The 18,643-nt window shown below is 47.4% G+C and carries 15 protein-coding genes; 10 read left to right on the top strand and 5 right to left on the bottom strand.

The window, feature by feature from the left end; translation table 11 throughout:
* The first annotated feature begins 3 nt into the window (after window positions 1-3).
* Genes ACYVFD_RS29185 through ACYVFD_RS29175 form a run of 3 tightly spaced genes read left to right on the top strand, consistent with a single transcriptional unit; the run spans window position 4 to window position 2,746 of the window.
* Window positions 4-759, top strand: coding sequence for a helix-turn-helix domain-containing protein (locus ACYVFD_RS29185; protein WP_461094053.1), 756 nt, complete (start codon window positions 4-6; stop codon window positions 757-759).
* 51 nt (window positions 760-810) lie between these two features.
* Entirely contained in the window at window positions 811-1,500 is a 690-nt protein-coding gene (locus ACYVFD_RS29180; RefSeq protein ID WP_461094052.1) for a response regulator transcription factor, read from the top strand.
* Window positions 1,487-2,746, top strand: coding sequence for a sensor histidine kinase (locus tag ACYVFD_RS29175; protein ID WP_461094051.1), 1,260 nt, complete (start codon window positions 1,487-1,489; stop codon window positions 2,744-2,746). Before ACYVFD_RS29180 ends, ACYVFD_RS29175 begins: the two co-directional genes overlap by 14 nt.
* Before the next feature lie 16 nt (window positions 2,747-2,762).
* Here ACYVFD_RS29175 and ACYVFD_RS29170 read toward each other — a convergent pair whose 3' ends face one another.
* The 4 genes from ACYVFD_RS29170 to ACYVFD_RS29155 all read right to left on the bottom strand — a co-directional run bounded on the left by ACYVFD_RS29170 (window position 2,763) and on the right by ACYVFD_RS29155 (window position 7,962).
* The gene (locus ACYVFD_RS29170; protein WP_461094113.1) at window positions 2,763-5,291 is read right to left on the bottom strand and encodes a TonB-dependent receptor; all 2,529 of its coding nucleotides are present in this window, start codon (window positions 5,289-5,291) and stop codon (window positions 2,763-2,765) included.
* Window positions 5,292-5,481: 190 nt separating this feature from the next.
* Window positions 5,482-5,937 (bottom strand): PepSY-like domain-containing protein, encoded by a 456-nt coding sequence (locus tag ACYVFD_RS29165; protein ID WP_461094050.1) that lies wholly within the window; start codon window positions 5,935-5,937, stop codon window positions 5,482-5,484.
* Between the two features lie 82 nt (window positions 5,938-6,019).
* Window positions 6,020-7,285: a sensor histidine kinase gene (locus tag ACYVFD_RS29160; protein WP_461094049.1), complete on the bottom strand. Its 1,266-nt coding sequence runs from the start codon at window positions 7,283-7,285 to the stop codon at window positions 6,020-6,022.
* The gene (locus ACYVFD_RS29155; protein WP_461094048.1) at window positions 7,282-7,962 is read right to left on the bottom strand and encodes a response regulator transcription factor; all 681 of its coding nucleotides are present in this window, start codon (window positions 7,960-7,962) and stop codon (window positions 7,282-7,284) included. Before ACYVFD_RS29155 ends, ACYVFD_RS29160 begins: the two co-directional genes overlap by 4 nt.
* Window positions 7,963-8,182: 220 nt before the next feature.
* On the opposite strand from ACYVFD_RS29155, the gene ACYVFD_RS29150 reads away from it, so the two are divergent.
* The 7 genes from ACYVFD_RS29150 to ACYVFD_RS29120 all read left to right on the top strand — a co-directional run bounded on the left by ACYVFD_RS29150 (window position 8,183) and on the right by ACYVFD_RS29120 (window position 17,469).
* Complete coding sequence (locus tag ACYVFD_RS29150; RefSeq protein WP_461094047.1) at window positions 8,183-8,920, top strand: phosphatase PAP2 family protein; 738 nt, start codon at window positions 8,183-8,185, stop codon at window positions 8,918-8,920.
* Window positions 8,921-8,938: 18 nt separating this feature from the next.
* Window positions 8,939-10,015 (top strand): BamA/TamA family outer membrane protein, encoded by a 1,077-nt coding sequence (locus ACYVFD_RS29145; RefSeq protein ID WP_461094046.1) that lies wholly within the window; start codon window positions 8,939-8,941, stop codon window positions 10,013-10,015.
* Window positions 10,016-10,017: 2 nt separating this feature from the next.
* Window positions 10,018-11,163, top strand: a complete 1,146-nt coding sequence (locus tag ACYVFD_RS29140) for a hypothetical protein (protein WP_461094045.1) — start codon at window positions 10,018-10,020, stop codon at window positions 11,161-11,163.
* Window positions 11,164-11,172: 9 nt separating this feature from the next.
* A complete protein-coding gene (locus tag ACYVFD_RS29135) occupies window positions 11,173-12,432 on the top strand; it encodes a TolC family protein (protein ID WP_461094044.1) in 1,260 nt (419 codons plus the stop codon).
* A 15-nt stretch (window positions 12,433-12,447) separates the two neighbouring features.
* A complete protein-coding gene (locus ACYVFD_RS29130) occupies window positions 12,448-13,398 on the top strand; it encodes an efflux RND transporter periplasmic adaptor subunit (RefSeq protein WP_461094043.1) in 951 nt (316 codons plus the stop codon).
* Complete coding sequence (locus tag ACYVFD_RS29125; protein WP_461094042.1) at window positions 13,388-16,417, top strand: efflux RND transporter permease subunit; 3,030 nt, start codon at window positions 13,388-13,390, stop codon at window positions 16,415-16,417. Before ACYVFD_RS29130 ends, ACYVFD_RS29125 begins: the two co-directional genes overlap by 11 nt.
* A 98-nt stretch (window positions 16,418-16,515) precedes the next feature.
* Window positions 16,516-17,469, top strand: coding sequence for a YncE family protein (locus ACYVFD_RS29120; RefSeq protein WP_461094040.1), 954 nt, complete (start codon window positions 16,516-16,518; stop codon window positions 17,467-17,469).
* An 83-nt stretch (window positions 17,470-17,552) separates the two neighbouring features.
* On the opposite strand, the gene ACYVFD_RS29115 is transcribed toward ACYVFD_RS29120, so the two are convergent.
* Window positions 17,553-18,269, bottom strand: coding sequence for a hypothetical protein (locus tag ACYVFD_RS29115; RefSeq protein ID WP_461094039.1), 717 nt, complete (start codon window positions 18,267-18,269; stop codon window positions 17,553-17,555).
* Between the last annotated feature and the right edge of the window lie 374 nt (window positions 18,270-18,643).

Raw genomic sequence — 18,643 nt, 5'->3', positions numbered from 1 at the left:
TATATGATCGGCATTAAAAAGCTTGTCGCTGGTGTGATTTTATACGGACGTAGCGAGTACGATCATCAATCGGGATCTATGCTATTTGTTAAACCCCGGCAGATTATCGAAATGAAAAACCTTGAATTCGAAGAAGATGGGTTTATGATCTTTATTCATGAAGATTTTTTGGCGGGGCATGCCTTACATACTCTTATAAAACAATACCACTTCTTCGATTACGAAACCAATGAAGCCCTGCATCTCTCCCCCAGAGAAGAAAAAATAATCTGGGAACTCTATCGTAAAATTGAGGCCGAATACACGAGTAACCAAGACGAATACAGCCGCGAAATCATTCTTGCCAACATTGATACATTGTTGAAATACGCTCAACGGTTCTATAAACGTCAGTTTATGAATCGCGCTGAAATTTCAGGCAAAACCGTCACTAAATTTTATACAGAGATAGATGCCTACGTAGCTAACGGCTTTTTAGATATCAAAGGGCTACCTTCTGTTCACTATCTAGCCGAACGACTCCATCTGTCGGCTGGCTATTTAACGGACTTATTAAAACAGGAAAGCGGAAAAACCGCTCTGGAACATATTCACCTGTATTTAATATCGGAGGCTAAAAATCGGCTAAAAGGGGAAGATCAATCTGTTTCTGAAATTGCCTATGGATTAGGCTTTGACAATCTATCCTATTTCTCCCGCTTGTTTAAGAAAGAAGTAGGTATCAGCCCGAACACGTTTAAAAAACAGCTACTTAACTAGCCATTCTAAATTTATTCAGAATCTACCGTCAGTTTTGCTCCTAAAAAGCGCATGAAAATTCTAATAGTAGAAGATGAAATCGAGTTGGCTACGCACATGGCGGAATACCTGAGTGGTGAAAGTCAATTTCTGTGCGAACTGGCCCCTACGTACGAAACGGCTTCTGAAAAAATTCACCTGTATGACTATGACTGCATTTTGCTCGATATAACCCTGCCCGATGGGAGTGGTCTACAATTATTACAGGAATTAAAAAAGGCTAATAAGACGGAAGGGGTTATTATCATTTCTGCCAAAAACTCGCTGGATGATCGGATTGCTGGATTGGATATGGGAGCCGATGATTACCTGACTAAACCATTTCATTTTTCGGAACTTAGCTCACGGGTAAACTCCATTATTCGACGGCGTAAATTCGATGGTTCTAATCTGGTTAAACTCAATGAGATCACAGTTAATTTGACGGCTAAGACGATAACCGTCAATCAGAATGAGCTTTATCTGAGCCGAAAGGAATATGATTTATTTATGTTCCTGACGTCCAACCGGAACCGAATCGTTTCCAAAAATTCCATTGCTGAGCATCTGTCCGGCGACGAAGCTGATTTGTTTGATAATTACGATGTTATTTACGCTCACATGAAGAATTTAAAGAAGAAATTAGCCGATGCTGGTGCCCGGGATTACATCCGAACGGTATATGGTGTTGGTTATAAATTCTCACTGGATGAAGCTGCTTAATCTGACGACCCGAACGTATGGCGTTTATCTAGGCTTGATCATTCTCATCAGCATCCCCCTTTTTTATATTAGCCTTCAGCGCCTGTTTATCAAAGAAGTTGATGAGTCGTTGGCACTACGGAAGCATAAATTACAATACTATCTAAACCGACTGAACAAAGACGTCGATATTCGACAGTGGCAGGATTTGGATGGTGATATTAAAGTTAGACTGTCCACAGGCCCGATTGGGCGAGATAGCCTTTTCCAAAGTACGCAGTATGACAGTCTAACCCATGAAATGGAGCCCTTTCGAGAACTGGACTCGTACATTGTTGTACGACAAAAGCCGTATAAGGTTTCTATCCGAACCTCTCTACTGGAATCACGCGACCTGATTTACGGTATTGTTGAACTTCAGGTCGCATTATTGATACTTCTGTTACTGGGAATGCTACTCCTGAATCGACGTATCGCCCAACGAATCTGGCATCCCTTCTACCAAACCGTCGACGAACTCAAGGTTTTTGAAGTCGACAAACATTCGGCAATTGAACTTCCGGCCACAAGCATTCAGGAATTTGACGATCTGAACCGGGCGATCATCCAATTGGCGCAAAAAAGTCGCGTTGTTTACCAAAGTCAGAAAGAATTTACCGAGAATGCTGCCCATGAAATGCAAACGCCGATTGCTGTGCTGAACGGAAAGCTCGAGATGTTATTGCAAAGCGAGGAACTGTCGGAAAATCAGGCTACACTGATTGGGTCGGCTATGGAAGTACTCGAACGACTTTCCAAACTGATCAAAAACTTATTACTGCTAGCAAAAATTGAAAATAAGCAGTTTAGCCCCACCGAATCCATTGACCTGTCGGGCGTACTAAACAGGTTAATCAATCAATATCAGGAGAGTATCACCAGCAAACGGCTGGACATTTATACCGATCTTTCCCCGTTTTTTGTTCAAGCTAATGTTACGTTAATCGACATTTTATTATCGAATCTACTCAGTAACGCCATTCGCCATAATCAGGTGCAGGGGCAAATTTCGATAGGGCTAATCGAACGAAGGCTCACGATTGAAAATTCCGGAAAATCCTCCCGTTTATTATCGGATCGAGTGTTCGAGCGATTTCAGAAAGACCCATCGAATCCGCACAGCACCGGCCTGGGACTCGCGATTGTCAAAAAGATCGTGGACTTGTATGGCTGGCAAATTCAGTATAGCACCGACACCAATCGCCATACAATTCAGATCAATTTTTAGAAATAGCTTTTGTATATCAGCCTTCTTCGTCCCCTCCCGCCGATTTACCTTTCTTCACTTTAGCTCCGTTCAGATTACCGATCTTGTAGCTGAAGGTCAGCCGGATGCTGGAATTATAGATATACTGCCGAAAATCCTGATTAAACTGGGCCGAGTTCAGTACCGACGTGAAACCCATGCCGTTCGTGAGAAAATTCTCGGCGGCTAACCCCAAACTGCCCCGCTTATTGGTGAACGATTTTCGGGCTCCCAATGAGTATTGGGCAAACCCAATCCGGTAACCTTGCAACGCGATGTCTTTACCCCTGTAGCCAATGTTGGCCTGAATGGCCCAGCCCTTATCAAATTGTACCTGCGTATCCATTCGTCCACCCCACCGAATCCCTGTATTACTGAGCATAATGGACAGGCCTGATACATCGAGTGCCACCCCACTAATATAGCGGTACATAATATCAATATTCGTATTGACACTCCATCGTGGGGTAATGTTTACGGTAGCAAACAGGTTGGTGCCGTAGTTGTATTCCTTACCAATGTTTGACCGACGACTCACCACTGCGCCAATTAACGTATCCGATCGCTGACTAATCGACTGAATATCATCCCGGTTGAGTCGGGTGTAAAGCGTTAGGTTCAGGTACGTTTTTTTGACGTAGGTGCTATACCCAAATTCAATTCGGTCGGTAATTTCCGGTTTGAGGTACGGGTTTCCGATGGAAATATTGTAGGGATTGGCCGCGTTGAAATTGGGGTTCAAATCCTGAACATTCGGACGCTGAATCCGGCGGTTGTAAGCCAGTTTAAGGGTGGTCGACTCGCTAAGCTTTTTCGAAAGATTAATGCTGGGAACCAATTTGCCATAGTTCGGAATGGAAATTAGTCCTTGGTTCCCTGCAGAGGCCTGTATACTTGTATATTCATACCGTGTCCCTGCCTTAATCGTGATCTTATCACGCGTTGTAAACGTATACGATACATAAGCCGCTCCTATGTTCTGATCATACAATAAAGAACCATCGGGACGCTGACTGTCAACGGTGTAATCTGAGGTTGGACCTGCCAGTAAGTATTGATACTGGCTGTTTACCCTCCGGTAGGTTTCTTTGGCCCCAAACTCGAGTTGCTGGGTTGGACTAATGGGCGTCTGGTAATCCGCTTGCAGAACAAATTCCTGACTGGTGTTAAAATTCAGGTTCCGCTGGCGGGTAGTCAGGATACCTAGCGTATCCAGGTTATTGGCGTCAAAATTATTGGTCAGGTGGTTCTGGCTATACTGCGTGGAGATGCTCAATTCCCGCTGCGGTCCGTCGCCAGCTCCGGGATACGTATGCAGGTAATCGATATTCATATCGACCGAATTCGACAAATCCTGGCTGTTCACATCCCGTCGAGTTGGCGCTTTTACGATATCGCCATTCAATAGACTGGTCGCCAGATGTTGATCACGACTCAGATTACGAACCCCAAAACGGACGCCACCAGTCAGCGATTGATTTTTGGCGATATCGTAGTCCAGGCCCAATGCATACTGCCCAAACAGACCCTTATCGAAGCCGTCCGAATGTTGACGTGTCCGAACCGGCGCAATGGTTTCACCCAGAAAGGTAGTCTGGGCTAAATCCGAAGCCGATGGATTATATATTCCCCGGCCATTACCATTTAGGCTAACACCCAGTTTACCATGTCGAAAACTGCCATTCAAACCCAGCGTAGACGTTCGGTTACCAACCCCACCATCTACATCCAGATGCAAGCCCTGCAACGTATTTTTCTTGGTGATGATGTTGATAATACCGCCACTGCCTTCGGCATCGTACTTGGCTGACGGCGAGGTAATGACTTCCACTGTTTTGATCAAATCCGCCGGAATCTGCCGCAGCGCATCCGCCAGATTTCCCGCCAGAATCGACGAAGGCTTATTATTGATCAGCACCCGCACATTGGAACTTCCCTGCAAGGACACGTTACCCGTCAAATCAACCGAAAGCATCGGCACTTTTTTGAGAATATCCGTTGCGTCTCCACCCTTCGCGGCCAAATCGACATCGGCATTATAGACTAGCCGGTCTACCTTATCTTCTACCAGTGCTTTCGTTCCGGCCACAGTTACTTCATTAAGGGTGCGTGTGCTAGCACTGAGTCGAACTACTCCCAAATCTTTGGTCTGACCTTTTGTAATCACGACGTTGTCAATTGATCTGGCGTTGTAGCCCAGAAAGGAAATTAATAGTTTGTAGGTGCCAGGGGCTAATTTGGTGAGCGTGAACTTACCCTTATCATCAGCAACAGTGCCGTCAACCAGCTTATCGGTAGCTGTAATATACACGGCGATGTTCGCATACTCAACCGCTTTAGTCAGCGATGAATCAACGACGTAGCCCGAAATTTTTGCGTTGCCTTTTGCTGACGTTTCGCCAACTGGAGGAATAGACGATTGGCCTGATTGAGCGGAAACCGATGACCCTGACGTACTGCCCGGAATCTGGGCGAACGTCAGGGCGGTTGTTAGAAAAAATAGAAAAACGGTAGTTTTAAGCCACATCATGTGCTAGTAAATAAAAAACGGGTTGGAAGCGAGGGCAAAATTGCCGCTAGCTGTTGATGAATAGAAAACGATCGTGGCAGATGCCATGTATAGGTGGGTGAATGGCCCGAATGACTCGTTGAATAAAAGTCGTGGTTCGCTAAATGCAGGTCGTTTAACGAACCACGACTTCCGTAACTAAATCTGTTTACTTAATAAATTGACCTTTTTCGTCAAAGATCAAGTCCTTTCCGCCGACTTCGGTTTCATAGGTTTTCTTACCGTTGGCATCTATGAGTACAGCGGCTTCTTTAATTTTCTTGCCTGGATAATGTTTCGTTACATAATCCTGAACAGATGCAGGCAGCGCCGATATGGCGATCGTCGTTTCTGTTTCTAGTACATTTCCATTGGCATCGATCACCAGTGACAATTCCTTTCCATTGTGGGTCAGTCCTGCTTCATAATTTCCCGCTTCTTTCTCCCATTTCACGTCCTTCACACCTGGATATAACCGAGCTACAGTGGCTTTAACAGCCGCTGGCACATCAATCCTAGCTACAGTTATAGCGGGTTTCGAACCAACAACGTAATTCGTCAAGGCAACCGAAGCAACGTGTGCCGATGTGAATATGACCAGGCCACTTATCAATAAGGTGTACATCTGCTTAGTAGTTATGGTTACAGCGCAAACGTACGGCTGGATTCTAAAGCAAATTTGAAGTTGTAGCCAGTACTAGTTTTGCTCAAAAATCAACCTGAAACATGTGCCGTCGCATAGAGGTGGCATAATTGTAGTTGACGGTCATGCCATACTGCGCGGCAATTTCTTTGACTAAAGCAAGCCCCAGACCGGTCGATTGCGGAAGTGCCTGATTGCGGACAAATCGGCGAAAAAGTTGCTCCTCTGGAAAAGGCAAAGGATCTCCTTCATTTGTGATAATAAAACTATTGGTTCCCACTTGAACGAAAATAGAACTGTGTGCGTCGCCATGACGGATGGCGTTTTTGATGAGATTCGAAAAAAGCACCTCGGCTAATTGTCGGTTCAGGTTTCGGGTAGGGCCTACTTTAATCATCCGGTTGAGGGTAATGCCTCGATGTGCTGTATAATCCGAATAATTATCTATTAGTTGGTTGACCAATTCGCCAATATTCACCAAGTCATGGTGGGCAAACTGGTGATTATCAATTTTGGCTAGTAGCAACAAAGATTGGTTCATCGCCGAGAGCCGCTTAATTTCCTGCTGCGACCGGCCAATCCGATTTAGGTCAGCTTCATTTAACCCCGGCGACTGTTGCAATAGGTCTAGCTCGAAGGAGAGTACACTTAAAGGCGTTTGCATCTCGTGCGAGGCATTGTCGGTAAACTGCTTCTGCTGGGCGTACTGATGACGAGTCCGGCGACTCATTTCATCAAGCGACTGACTGAGTAACGTAAACTCATGCACATCACTGACCGGAAACGATGCCTCATCGGGTCCATCGACCCGGTATTGTTGCAATTGATGAATGATCCCGTAGAAAGGCTGCCAAATACGCCGGGTAACTACTACGTCGGCTAGTACCAGCAGGGTTATCACAATCAGGAAACAAACAATGACACCTACCGATACCGTACTGGCGATTTCATCAAACTCCAGATACGATTGCTGAAGCGAAATACTATATGTCTGACCGCCAATGGCATAAGTCGTGCGAAGCATCCGAACCAGTTCCCGCTCATGTTCCCGAGCGGTAAAGGCAACGGTGTCGGTATACGTTAGGGTTGTGGGCACTTTCACGCTAATCCGGGTAATGCGAATGGTAGGGTCCCAGCCTGGTAGGTCGGCGGTATCGGGTGGGTGCAAACGGAGTTGCTCTTTCACCTGGACCAGTTCGCTGGCCAGCAACTCGTCGATTTCATGCAGCATATCCCGGTGGATATAGGCCTTCAGCAGAAAGACGCCCCCTAGGGCAATTGGGAGGGCAGCCAGGAGCAGGTACAGGGTTGTTTTATGAAGCAGTTTCATTCGCCTACCGTGAAAATATAGCCAGCCCCGTAGCGGGTGGTAATGTAATCCGGACTTCCGGCATCCAATAACTTTCGGCGTAGATTGCGAACGTGGGTGTAGAGGAAATCGTGGGAATCGATGCCATCCATAAAATCACCCCACACATGTTCAACAATTACCGATTTGGATAAGAGTCTATTTTTATTGGTTGCCAGAAATAACAGTAGTTCATACTCTTTAATGGTCAACTCCACCGGCTGATTCGTCACCAGCACCTGTTTCCGGTTCGGAACAATCGTAATAGCTCCAAATTCAAGTTGCATTTCCCCTTCATGCTGACGCCGACGAAGGACGGAACGAATCCGGGCATTAAGTTCGGGTAGGTGAAACGGTTTGGTTAAATAATCATCGGCCCCTAACTCTAACCCGGTGAGTTTATCATCCAGTGAGTTTTTGGCCGATACGATGATAATGCCCGCCTGCGAATGAGCCGCTTTCAACTCTTTCACGATTGCCAAGCCGTTACCATCGGGCAAGGTAATGTCCACTACCACACAATCATACTCGTAATCATGCGCTTTCACGGAGGCAGTATGGAAATTATTCGCCGTGGATACGTTGTAGTGCTCGCCCTCCAGATAGTGGCGCATGGCCACCAGTAGCGACGGCTCGTCTTCAATCAGCAAAATTTTCATGGTCCCTGCTTGACTTATTTTTCCAAAGTACAGCCACAAATCTGAATACAATTTGAAGTTGCTTTTGCTCGTCCAGCTGCCTGATCACTGCTGCCCACTTCAGATTTGCTTTAGGTTTCCTTTTTTCCTTTACGGTATTCCTTCCTACTAGTAGGCTTACACCCCACCCTTTCGGCTTTTGACGCGTAGTGACTAATGAATACACCTTACGAATAACGGAATGACAAAACAAACTTGGCGACCCTATTCTTCCTATTACAGCCTGGTACTTAGCAGTTGGTTTTTTCTTTTTTCCCTACTCGCATCATTTGGGCAACCGCTAAATACGGTTTTCCAGCAGGCATCCTGGGATACGATTCCAGATCGGCCCGCTTCGTTTCGATGGGTTGCTCCGAGCGTACTGATTATTGGGGGATTAGCTTTATCGCCTGATTACCCAAACAGCCATTTTGACCGCTTTTATGTCCGAAGCGAGATTCAGGATAAGCTCCATTTCCGCACCCATGCCGACGATTTCCTGCAATATGGACCGGCCGTAACCTGGGCTGGGTTGAGTTTGGCGGGCGTGAAAGGTCGATCACAACCCCTTGACCGAATACTGATTGGGCTACTCGCTTATGGGATCAGTTCAGGCGTGGTGTTAGGGCTAAAACATACGACTAATGAACTGCGGCCCGATGGGTCCAATTATTTCTCTTTTCCATCGGGCCATACGGCCAATGCCTTTACCGGAGCCGCTTTACTGGATCGGGAGTTTAGGGGAGTCAGTCCCTGGATTCCCATCGGTGGCTATGCCATGGCTACCTCAACAGGAATCTTACGGGTCGTCAATGATAAACACTGGATATCGGACGTACTGGTTGGCGCCGGTATTGGACTGCTCTCCACCGAAGTAGCCTACCGTGTTTATCCCTGGCTGAAACGCAAATTGAGTCGGCGAAAAATGGCTTCGTATTAACTCATTTCCCTGTTGATCATGCCCAATCGACTATTGTTCGGCTTGCTTCTCTTCGCTATCCAGGGAAGGGCTCAGGATTCCAGGCCGGATTCTATTCCCACCAAACACACGCAGTTTATTCCGTTACCTGTCGTGTATTACACGCCTGAAACCAAGTTGGGCTATGGCCTTTTAGGCGTTTTTCTATTCAGAACCGATAGTACCGCCCGAACCTCAAATGTGGATTTTGCCATCATCCACACCCTCAACCGGCAAACTGTGGTAGAGCCAACCTACACCGTATTTACCCACCGTGAGCATTATTTAATTCGGGGTATGTTTCTCTACACACAGTTTCCGGAATTTTATTACGGCCTGGGTAATGAGACCACTGACAACCAAAAAGAACTGATATCCTATAAAAGTTTGCGGGCCTACAACCGATTTCTTCGGCAAATCAAACCTGGTTTATTCGTGGGATTGCAGCAGCAATTTTTTAAAACGTTCGATATCAGCCGATCGTCGGAAACACCCTTTCCGACGAATACGCTAATTGGAGGACTAGGTAGCGTCGTGAATGGAGTGGGTGTAGCCGCTGTGCTGGATACCCGGGACAATATTTATTCACCCGTTCGGGGTTGGTACGCAGATATATCCTGTATGCTATATGGTCAGGCGCTAGGCAGTCAGTTCTCCTTCACCAACTATACCCTGGACATCAGGCGGTACATATCCACGTCTCCCCGTACTGTACTAGCGGTACAAGGATTTGCCAACCTGAATAGTGGTGAAGTTCCCTTCAAATTGGCCGCTACGTTAGGTGGGTCATTTTTATTACGAGGCTATTACAATGGTCGCTATCGCGACAACAATGCAATCGCCTTACAGGCCGAGTTACGGCAACGGTTAATCGGACGGCTGGGCGGAACCCTGTTTGTGTCAGCCGGTGACGTAGCGAATGTACTGAGTGAATTTTCGCCAACCGACTGGAAAGTGGCCGGTGGTGCCGGACTCCGCTTCCTGATCAGCCGGAAGGAACACCTGAATCTACGATTCGATGCAGCAGTGGGTCAGCAGACGCATGGTTTTTACGTCAATATATCCGAAGCCTTTTAGTTATGTTGACAAGCCCAATCAACCCAAAGAGTCTGATTCTCATCTGTTTGTTCGCGCTGCTAATCAAGGAGGCTTTTGCGCAATATCCCATGATTTATAGCAATCCTACCGCCCGAACTTTATTATCAGAAGGGCTGGATCAAGTCTATGATAATCAGTTCACTGCCGCCGGAGCTACGTTCGCCCAACTAGAGAAATTAGTCCCGGATCATCCTGCGGTCGATTTGCTGCGGGGTGTCAGTTTATACTACCAATGGTTTCCCGCCCGGACCGACGCGAAACTGAAGAACCGCTGCGTACAGCAGCTAGAACTGGCGGCTAAAAAAGCTGACGATTGGCAAAAGGAGAAAAAGAATACCAACGCGACCGACCACAGTGTGACTGACCGACCCGAAGCCATGTTTTTGTACTTCACTGCTGAGGCTATGTTAGCCAAAATCAGCCATCTTGAACATGAACCGTTCGCAGCGATTCGACACGCTAAGAATGCGTACCCGTATATTCAGAAAGGCAAATCCTTCCAGCAACAATACCCCGATTTCTATCTCTCCACGGGTCTTTACAATTTCTACCGAGAGGTTTATCCGGAAATTCATCCGTTCTACAAAACAGTAGCCTGGGTCATGACGGCGGGTGATAAACAAGTAGGGATGACTCAGCTCCAGATCGCTACACAAAAAGCCCTCTTTGTGCGGACAGAGGCTGTTCTGTATCTGACGCATCTCCTGACTGATTACGAAAATAAACCTGCTGATGCGCTTCCTTACCTAGCTCATCTGGTCATCCGTTACTCCAATAATCCCTACTGGCGCTACAAGTATGCAGAGGCTCTACTGAATGCCAACCAATTAGCCGCACTTCCTCATGAAATCGCCCAATTGATGAATACCCAGCAGCTAGTTTTTCAGCAGATGGCCACCTTGTTAAAATCCCGATACGCTCTGGCAATGGGTCAGCGGTCAATGGCCCAGGCGCTGGCGAAAGAGGTCGTGCAAAGTTCGGTTCGGGACGAATCGGTTCGGGCATATGCCTACCTGATGCTGGCTCGAGTTGCTCGGCTGGAAGGCCAGACTAAACAAGCCAAACAGTACAATAAACAAATGCTTGAGTTGGCCGAATACCCGGTATTACGGAATGAGGCCTTTTAACTACGACGTATGCGATTAGATAAACGATTAGCCTGGCTGGGTATCTGGTTCTTGCTCCAAGCGATTCCTGGCTTTGGGCAAGATACACTGGTTCACCGCAACCTGGCCTATTATCTGGATCAGGGAATGATGAATAGTCCACTGTTGAAGGACAATCTTAACACCATTGTCTTAAATCGGCTAGACAGTCTACTGAACATTGCCATTAATAAACCCTATGTGCAGGCCATCGGTCAGTACCTCTACGCACCGGCTGGTGCTAACTGGGGCTATGATGTCAGTGCAACCAACGGTGGAGCTTTCACAGGTCTGATTCAGGCGAATCGGAACCTGTTGTATCGTCGGAATCTACGAATTCAAAACAACCTGAACTCAGCCCTGCGCGATTCGCTAGTCAATACTGTTCGCATCAATCAGAACGATCTTCAAAAATCCATTGTCGATCTCTACCTAACAGCTTTTCAGGACTATCAGCAGATGGTCATTTTTGGCGATTTGTACCAGATTTTGTCCCGGCAGAATGAGGTATTGAAAGAACTCCTTCGGAAGGCTTTATTCAATCAATCGGACTACCTGGCGTTTCGGGTCGACTGGCAACAGAGCGAAGTAAATTATGAAGGGGCCAAGGTGCAGTTTTTGCAGGATATTTTAGCCCTTAATACCCTCTGCAACATTCCGGAAACAGGTCTGGTACGGCTCGAAAAACCCGACCTCGCTCTACAGGCACGTTTCACACTTGACGACAATCCTTATTTATTACGCTACCGCTATGATAGCGTGATTGTTGAGCGGAATCGCCGGATGGTTGATATTTTTTACCGGCCTTCTTTGGATCTGGTAGCCAATGCTGGCACAAACGCCATTAGCGCGGATCTGATTACCCGGCGATTTGGATACAGCATTGGTCTGAATTTTACCATGCCTATCTACAATGGGAATCAGCGCAAGCTCCAATACCAGAAATTTGACGTATCACAGATTATCATTCGCAATTATCGGGCCCAGTATCTGAACCGATTCAATCTGCAATTACGAACGGTCAATGAGCAATTACGCGTCAATCAGAATCTGATCACCATTACCGAACAGCAAAATACCGACGTCGAAAATCTATTGACGATCAGTCAGGCCAGGCTCTACCGGGGCGACATATCAGCGATTGATTACCTGCTCATCGTACAGCGCTATCTGAATAGTAAACTGACGCTGAATCAATTAATCATTCAGCGGCAACGGTTTATCAACACCTTCAACTACCGCAATTTTTAACCCAGTCCTCAACGTATGACGAACCCGATGTATGCCTTAGGCTTTTCTCTAACGCTGCTCTTGACCAGTTGCGGCTCGTCATCAACGAATGATACGAGTACCCAGGCAACTGCCGATGCGCCTAAACCCAAAACACCCGTTGACGTAACGACGGTAAAACCAGATTCTTTCCGAGTAGAAAAAACCTTTAGGGGCATGACGTACTACCTCACCAGTGGTGATATTAAATCGCCAATTGCCGGTTACGTCACCAAGGTATACGTCAAAATTGGCGATCAGCTCCACAAAGGTTCGCCTTTATTTGGCCTGCAAACCAAGGAAGCCTATGCTTTGGGCGGCAAAAATTACCTGAATGATCCAACGTTGACCAACATCGGTCAGTTGACCATCCATGCTCCAGACGCAGGTCTGGTTACGCTGGTACAGGCGGAGGAAAATGAGTACGTCCAAGACGGCACGGTACTAGCGACGTTTTCGGCCCCCGATATGTTTGTCTTTCTGCTCGAAGTACCCGTCGAGCAGGACACATCCGTCCATGTAGGTAGCGTATGCCGGATTCAATTACCCAATGGTCGGCGCATTGGTGGGCGAATTTCCCGGACACTAGCCCTAACCGATTCGCTCTCCCAAACCGAGCGATTCGTTATTAAACCTGACCATCCGATGGTACTGCCAGCCCGGCTTCAACTGGCGATTACGTTTACCGAACAGCAACATAACCAGGCACAGTCGTTACCTACCGAAGCCGTTCTGGCTAATGAACTCCAGACGGAATTCTGGGTCATGAAGCTGATTAACGACACAACCGCCGTTAAAGTACCCGTCAAAATTGGTCTCCAGCGAGCCACTCGAATCGAAATTTTGAGCCCTCGTTTTAACCCGCAGGATCGCTTTGTTAGCAAAGGCGGATATGGCTTGGCAGATACGGCATCGATCACCATAAATCGCCCTACGCATGTCCGCTGAACAGCCTGGTTTTTTCCGCTTTCGCAAACCCATACTGGGGCTTCTAATCCTGCTGCTAGTAGGTGGCTTATTCGCCTACCGACAAATTCAGGTTTCCTTATTTCCAGAAAAGACGTTCCCCAAAATTAAAGTTATTGCCGATGCTGGGGAGCAGCCCGTCGAGCTCATGATGGTGGCCATCACCCAACCGTTAGAGAACGCGGTTAATCAGGTGGAAGGCGTCGAGATGGTCCGTAGTACCACCAGCAGGGGAAGTTCTGAGCTGTCAATTTACCTCAACTGGTCGGTGGATATGGACGTATCTTTACAACGCGTTAATGCCCGAATCAATCAGATACAGAATACCTTATTACCCAATACGAACCTGTCGGTAGAAAAGATGTCCCCGTCAATCCTACCGGTGATGGATTTCGCGCTCACTTCGAATAGCCGGGATTTAATTGAACTGCGCAAACTGGCCATGTATACCATACGGCCATTTTTGAGCCGGGTAACGGGGGTATCGAATATTCAGGTGATGGGCGGACGCACCAAGGAATACTGGATCGTACTCCAGCCAACCAAACTAGCGAGTCTGAACGTAACTCCATCGGCAATCACAACGGCGCTGGCTGCAACCAATTTTATCCAGGCCGACGGGATGGTATCGGGTTACCACCGCCTGTATCTGACGCTCACCGATGCTACGGTCCATTCCCGACAGGAGGTCGAAAACATCATCATTCGTAGCGATGGACAACGAGTTCTCCGCCTGGCCGATGTGGCAACAGTTGAACTGCATGAGCAACAGGAATACACCAAAATCGAAGCGAACGGCAAAGAGACAGTACTTATTAATGTCGTTAAACAGCCATCAGCCAACCTCATTAGTCTCAGCCAGGGTATTAATCAGAAAGTTCAGGAACTGAAGAAACTGCTACCGGCTGATGTCACGTTGACGCCCACCTATGTCCAGGCAGACTTTGTCAGTGATGCGGTTAAAAGTGTAACCGACAGCATTCTTATTGGATTGGCACTCGCCATCCTCGTTACCAGTTTGTTTCTGCGGTCACTCAAAGCCAGTGCCGTCATTCTCATCACCATTCCAATCATTCTGGCAGCTGCCATACTCGTCCTCTACGTCATGGGGTATACGCTCGACATCATGACGCTAGGCGGTATCGCAGCCGCCATCGGGCTGATAATCGACGATGCCGTCGTCATTGTGGAGCAAATTCACCGGGTAGAGGAAGAACACGAAGGAAAGTCGAATGCCCAAACGATCCAGCAGGCTATTAGTTACCTGTTTCCGGCCATGATTGGTTCATCACTGAGTACCATTGTCATTTTTATTCCCTTTTCGCTGATGAGTGGCGTAGCGGGGGCTTTCTTTAAAGTGCTGGCAGTGACCATGGTTGTTACCCTCACCTGCTCATTTTTGATCACCTGGCTGGGACTGCCCGTGCTATACGGTCTGTTAGGATCGAATACCAAAAAGCGAAACGATACCGCTACGCATCCCGCTATCGGCAAAATCCTCTCCGTTTTCATTCATCGACCCTGGATCGCCCTAGGATTAGTCAGTGCGATGGCGCTTGCTGTTTATCTGATTTATAGCCAATTAGAAACGGGGTTTCTACCCGACATGGACGAAGGTTCAATCGTACTGGACTATCACTCCGAACCCGGAACATCGCTGGGAGAAACGAACGTCATGCTTACCGATGTCGACAAAATGATTAGGACGATACCGGAAGTAGCCACCTATTCCCGGCGAACGGGGGCTCAGATGGGCTTTTTTATTACTGAACCCAATGGGGGTGATTACCTGATTTCGCTCAAAAAATATCGTAGCCGCTCTACTAATGAAGTGATCGATGATCTGCGAAGCAAAATAGAAGCTTCCCAACCGGGCCTGACTGTTGACTTTGGGCAAGTCATTGGTGATATGCTCGGCGATTTGATGAGTGAACCCAATCCAGTAGAAGTAAAAGTGTTTGGGGATCAGCCAGCCGAACTTCGCCCGCTGGCTGACAAAATCGGTAGTATCGTGGCTCAGGTCCCCGGAACGGCCGATGTCTTTAACGGCATCACCATAGCAGGACCTTCGGTGGTTTTTAGCCCAAAATCCAGCGTTTTACTCCAATATGGAATAACGCCCCAGGATCTGCAAAATCAGTTGACAACCTACCTAATTGGCAACGAAGTAGGGAATATTCTGGAGGGCAATCAGTTCGTCAAGATGCGGTTAAAATACCTAGGCATGGGGAATGATTTACAATTGCTCAAACAAAACCCTGTTTTCACCGCCGATGGCCGCAGTCGTCTCCTTTCTGATTTCGCTACCGTACGGATCGATTCGGGAACTGCCGAAATTCAACGAGAGAATCTACAGCCGATGGTTGCCGTAACGGCTAGCCTGTCGAACCGCGATCTTGGGAGTGTAATCAATGAGATTCAGCAAAAAGTAAGCAGTGGTATCCGGCTGGCCGCTGGTCAACACATCGATTACGGAGGGGCCTACGCCCAACAGCAGCAATCCTTCCGGGAGTTATTGATTATTCTGGTTTCAGCCTCCTTGCTGGTGTTCATCGTGCTGCTGTTCCTGTTTAGGGATTTAAAAGCCGCAGGTTTAATTCTGCTGATCTCGGTCCTGGGTGTATCGGGCTCCTTTATAGCCCTGTTTATTACCAAAACCCCGCTCAATGTGGGGAGCTATACGGGCATTATCATGATTGTCGGTATCATCGCCGAGAATGCCATATTCACCTTCCAGCAGTTCGCTATTCACCATCAAACGGCCCCAGTTGCCAAGTCGATTGAGTTTGCTATTTCGGCGCGCATCCGGCCTAAACTAATGACAGCTACCAGTGCCATTATAGCCCTGATGCCGCTGGCACTGGGCATTGGTACTGGTGCTCAACTCCACCAACCTCTAGCCATTGCCGTGATCGGTGGGTTCTGCGCAGCCCTGCCCCTACTGCTCTTGATTTTTCCCGGTCTATTGCGATTAGCGTACAAAGACGAACGAGTTAATTAATCCATTGTAACCCCAATAAACTAAATCAAATTCCTATGAAAGCGTTTTGGATTTCTGCCGCATGTCTCTGTTTAATGGGCTCTTTGTCAGCTCAATCAGTGAATTATCACCTCGTCAAAAAAACCACCATCGGGGGCGAAGGTGGCTGGGATTATCTGATGGCCGATCCTGAAGGAAGTCGAATTTATGTATCGCACGGAACGCAGGTAGAAGTACTGGACCTGAAAAGTCATGAGAAAATTGGCGTTGTCACACCGACACCGGGTATCCATGGCATCACGGTTGTTCCTGGTACATCAGTTGGCTATACAACCAACGGTCGCCCGAACACGGCAACGATGTTCGACACGAAGACACTCAAAGCCATTAAAGAAATTCCGACGGGCAAAAAGCCAGACGCGATTATGTATGACGCTTTCTCAAAGAGAGTATTCATCTTCAATAATGAAGGAGCTAGTGCTACAGTACTGGATGCAACTACAGGCAACATTGCAGGTACGGTTGAATTAGGCGGAGCACCCGAAGCCGCTGTCAGCGATGACCATGGAACGATTTTCGTGAATCTGGAAGACAAAAATGAAGTAGCCGTTTTTGATGCCAAGTCACTGGCGGTAAAACACCACTGGAAGTTAGGCAAAGGTGAAGAACCTACCGGCCTTGCGTTCGACAAGCCACATCACCAGTTGTTTAGCACCTGCAATAAGGTCATGGTCGTGATGGATTCGCAAACGGGCAAGGTGCTGGCCGAAGTACCAACCGGAAGCGGAACCGATGGAGCAGTATTTGATACCTCAACAGGTTCAGCGATTAGTTCCAATGGCGAAGGTACGTTAACGGTGGTGAAGGAAGTGAAACCGGGTAAATTCGAAGCCATTCAAACAGTAACAACCATGCGCGGTGCCCGAACCATTACTATCGACCCTAAATCCAATCACATTTTTGTAACAACCGCCGAATACGGACCCGCACCCGCCCCTACGACAGAAAATCCGCGCCCTCGACCAGCTATAAAACCAGGCACGTTCATGCTGCTAGAGTACACGGCTAGGTAATTATCAACGGGTTACGCAATCCCTTAACTGATGAACTAAGCCGTTCTAGGTTAAGGGATTGTGAACTCAATATTGGAAAGTCACTACCAGGGTTCAATTGGAATGGTAAAGCCAAGATACAGGAAATCAACCCGGTTTCGGAACCGATCATTATGGGTAACCTGGTCTGGATTACTCAGGACCATTTCTGTATTTATCCACTGATAGACAATCTTCAGCCTAAGTTGGTCCGCCAGACGAAACCGAGCATAGACTTCAGTACTGAGCATACCGTAATCATTATCTCCTAGTAGCCGCAGACTAAACCGATGAGGAGTCGCTGTTTGCATCGCGTAGGCTCCCTGAAAGGGTTTCAGGCTGCTTCGACCTGCCGAATCAGTCAGTGTAAATAGGCCGGTGGACGAACTCATCAGCCCTGTTCTGGATTTGCGAAAGATGGTAAAGCCGAGCAAATCTAGACTTGCACCTAATTCCAATCGGCCCAAATGTACCTCCGCTCGAATGCCAATCGTAAGTGCCGTTTGTCCCACCTGATTAAATCGGATGGTATCCATATTTTGTTCCAGCAACGGCGTAAACAGAGCACCTAGCCCAGACGTACCCCGCGTTAATCGCGCCGGAGCGGTATAATAATCCAGATCACGTCCGTAAAAACTGGATAGCCGTCCGGTCCATCCGATAAAAATGGTCTTACCTTGGGCCAGACTGATCAACTCGTAATATGTTAGCGAAGGATTGATGGCGCCGTTCTTAAAGGCAACTCCTACATCAACGCCACCACTCAAGCCGTGTTGGGCCATGGGTTGACCTAGCGCCGGAATTGACATATTGATCAATAAGCCAATAACCCATGATTTCTTGCGCCAACTAAAAAGAAGAACCGGCCTAAAAGTCCGGTTTTTACTTGCCTCCATTTCTACAATGCGGAAACTTCCTATCTACAATAATTAACCTTTCTATTTTTTAGTACGTACTCAACATGCAAAAGGTGGGGTACTGCTTATCAACAAGCTATAAACTTGTAATCCATTATAAATGAGGCTCAAATTAGGAGCAGATTCTAAAGGAATTTTGAAGTTTTCGTCGCCTTAGATTAATCAGAGTTTACTCGTCAAATGGCTTGAGAATGTTAGCCATTTATCCGTAACCAACCCCACTATTTACCAGCTGTATG

This window comes from Spirosoma gilvum (genome assembly GCF_054776815.1).
The sequence above is the reverse complement of the archived record's forward strand: the minus strand, read 5'-3'. Positions and strand labels throughout refer to the sequence as shown.